General features: G+C 64.6%; 1 pseudogene. It reads left to right on the forward strand.

Features of this window, described 5'->3' with window-relative positions:
* Positions 1 to 3,246 (forward strand): annotated as a pseudogene (locus tag K675_RS31320) (hemagglutinin); the annotation flags it as partial.

The following is a 3,246-nucleotide window of genomic DNA, read 5'->3' on the forward strand; positions in this document are numbered from 1 at the left end:
GCCGCAGGCGACGCTGACCACCGGCAAGGCGGTGATCACCAACGGGCAGGTCTCGGGTTACCAGGTCGACCGGGGTAGTGTCTCCATCGAAGGCGCGCTGCTGAACGCCAACAACATCGACCGTTTCGAGATCATCACCCGCTCGGCCAAGTTGAATGCCGAGATCCAGGCGAAAAACCTGGCGATCATCACCGGTGCCAACGACGTCGATGCCAAGACCCTCAAGGCCACTGCGCGAGCGGTCGATCCTGCAACGGCTCCGCAACTGGCGATCGACTCTTCGGCGCTGGGCGGCATGTACGCCGGCGCGATCAAGCTGGTGGGTACCGAGGCCGGTGTCGGGGTGAAACTCGACGGCAAGATGGTTGCCAGCGGTGGCGACATCCAGCTCGATGCCAACGGCCATCTGAGCATGGTCGACACGGCGGCGACCGGGGCGGTCAACGTCAAGGCGCAGAGCCTGGAAACCAAGGGCCCGGTTTATGCTGGCACCACCCTGGACGTGAACACCCAGGGCGACCTGACCAGCCAGAACAACCTCGTCGCCAAGGACCGCATCACCCTCAACAGCGGCGGCCAACTGACCAACAACGGCATCATCGAGGCCGGGGTCAACGTCGATAACAGCCGTAATGCCAAGGGCGACGTCGAAATTACGGCGCAGAATGTCAACAACGCCGGCAAGAGCGTCGTTGCCAGCCGCAACCTCAAGGTCACGGCCACCCAGGCCTTGAGCAACCGTGACGGTGCGATCTCCGCTGGGGCGACCACGACACTGGCGGCCGCCAGCCTGGACAATGTCCAGGGCCAGGTTACAGGTGACCTGGGTCTGAACATCGACCTCGGCGGGGTCCTGGATAACCAGGGCGGTACCCTGGGCTCCGGTGGTGCACTGACGCTCACTTCAGCCAGCCTCGACAACCGTGCGGCCGGTACCGTGCTGGCTTCGGGTGGCGGTCTGACCGCCACGATCCGTGGCGCCGTCGACAACCGTGAGCAAGGCAAACTGCGTGCTACCGGTGCCATTGACCTCAAGGCCGACAGTCTGGATAACCGTGGTGGCAGCCTGGCCGGCAAGGACCAACTGACCCTGCGCAGTGCTGTGGTCGATAACCGTGGCGGCCTAATCCAGGCTGACCAGGATGCCAAGCTGGTGGTCGACCAGTTGGACAACCGTGACAAGGGCAACCTGCTCGGCAAGGCGGCTGTCATTTACGAAGGTACCCGCCTGGACAACCGTGGCGGCCTGCTCAGCGCCACGGGTCCGGTCACGCTCAAGGCCCGGGAAGTGGCCAACGCCCAGGGGCGTATCGCCAGCCAGGCTGATGTGAAAGCCACTATCGACACCCTGAACCAGCAGGGTGGGGCACTGGTCGCCCAGGGCGTACTGTTGCTGACCGGCAAGAACCTCGACAACCGCAATGGCGGGACTGTCGCCAGCATCCAGGACTTGACCCTCAACGTCGAGCAGGTCGACAACCGTGCCGGCGAACTGTCCAGCACTGGTGGCAAGGTCAAGCTGGATGCCCAGCGCCTGGACAATAGCGATGGCGGCAAGCTGCTGGCTGAGACCGACCTGGCGCTGACGGTGGCTCAACTGATCAACCAGACCCAGGGCCGGCTGTTCGCCAAGGGCAGTGCCAGCATGAGCGGTACCTTCCTGGATAACACCGGCGGCACCGTCTCGTCGCTCAAGGGGCTGGATATCCGTCTCGATGGCGCCCTGCTCAACAACACCGGCCTGCTAAGCAGCGAAGGTACCTTGAGCCTCAAGGCGGCCAGCCTGGACAACACCAACGGCAAGCTCGGCAGCGCCGGCGACCTGTCCATCGACAGCCTCGGTGTGGTGCTCAACCAGGGCGGTTCGATCCTCACCGATCACGGCCTGACCCTCGCCAGCTCGCGCCTCGACAACAGCCAGAAGGGCCGGATCAGTGGCCTGGGCGCTGTCCGCGTGACCACCGGGACGTTCGACAACAGCCAGGAGGGGCGTCTGGTCAGCGATGACCGCCTGGACCTGACCGCGGCCCAGGTCAACAACGCGGCCGGTCGTATCGCCAGCGGCAAGGCGCTGACCGCCAGCGTCACCGGCCTCGATCAGCAGAACGGCGAACTGTTCAGCAAGACCCAACTGAACCTGGACCTGAACAACGGCCAGCTGAACAACCAAACCGGCCTGATCAACGGTCCGCTGCTGGTGCTCAACAACCTCAAGGGCGTGAACAACCAGGGCGGTGAAATCTCCAGCGCCCAGGCGTTTACCCTGGCGGCGCAGAGCCTGGACAACAGCAACGGCAAACTACTGGGAAACCAGGGCATGACCCTGCGCATCGAGCAGGCGCTCAACAACGTCAAGGGCCTGGTCTCCGCCGCGTCCCTCGACAGCCGCAGCGCGAGCCTGGACAACAGCCAGGGGCAGATCAGCAGCCGTGGGCAGGCTGACCTGACTGTCACGGGCGCCTTGACCAACCTGAATGGCCAGTTGATCGCCACCGGCGACCTGAGCCTCACCGGCACTTCCCTGGACAACCGCCAGAACGGTTTGGTAGGCGCCACAAAAGCGCTGAAACTCAACGTTGAGCAGATCGACAACCGGGCGGGCGAGCTGTCCGCCAACGCGAACATCAATATTACCGCCAACCGGTTGGATAACCGCGATGGCGGCAAGGTCCTGGCCGATACCACTCTGGCCGTAGACAGTGCCCAGACCCTCAACGGCAACCAGGGCCTGCTCAAGGGCAAGACCGGCCTGACACTTGATGGCCAGACCCTCGACAACACCAACGGCCAACTGATCAGCGGCCAGGACAGCCGCATCACCCTTACCGGTGACCTGGACAACAGCCAAGGGCTGCTCAGCAGCGAAGGGCAGCTGGACGTCAGTGCCGCCCAGCTGACCAACACGGCCGGCAGCCTGTCCAGCGCCGGTCCCCTGAGCGCCAAGGCCACGGCCGCGCTGATCAACCAGGGCGGACGCCTGGTCAGTGACCATGGCGTCACCGTCAACAGCGCCAGCCTCGACAACACTGCCCAGGGCGTGATCAGCGGCAAGGGCACGGTGGGAGTGACCACCGGTGCCTTCGACAACAGCACCGGCAGCCTGACCAGCGCCGACCGCCTGACGCTGACGGCCGGGCAGGTCACCAACCAGGGTGGCCGTATCGGCAGCGACAAGGCCCTGATCGCCAGCGTCACCGGCCTCGACCAGCAAGGTGGCAAGCTGTTCAGCAACAGCGCCCTGACCCT

Source organism: Pseudomonas fuscovaginae SE-1 (genome assembly GCF_000364705.1).
Lineage (GTDB): Bacteria > Pseudomonadota > Gammaproteobacteria > Pseudomonadales > Pseudomonadaceae > Aquipseudomonas > Aquipseudomonas fuscovaginae_A.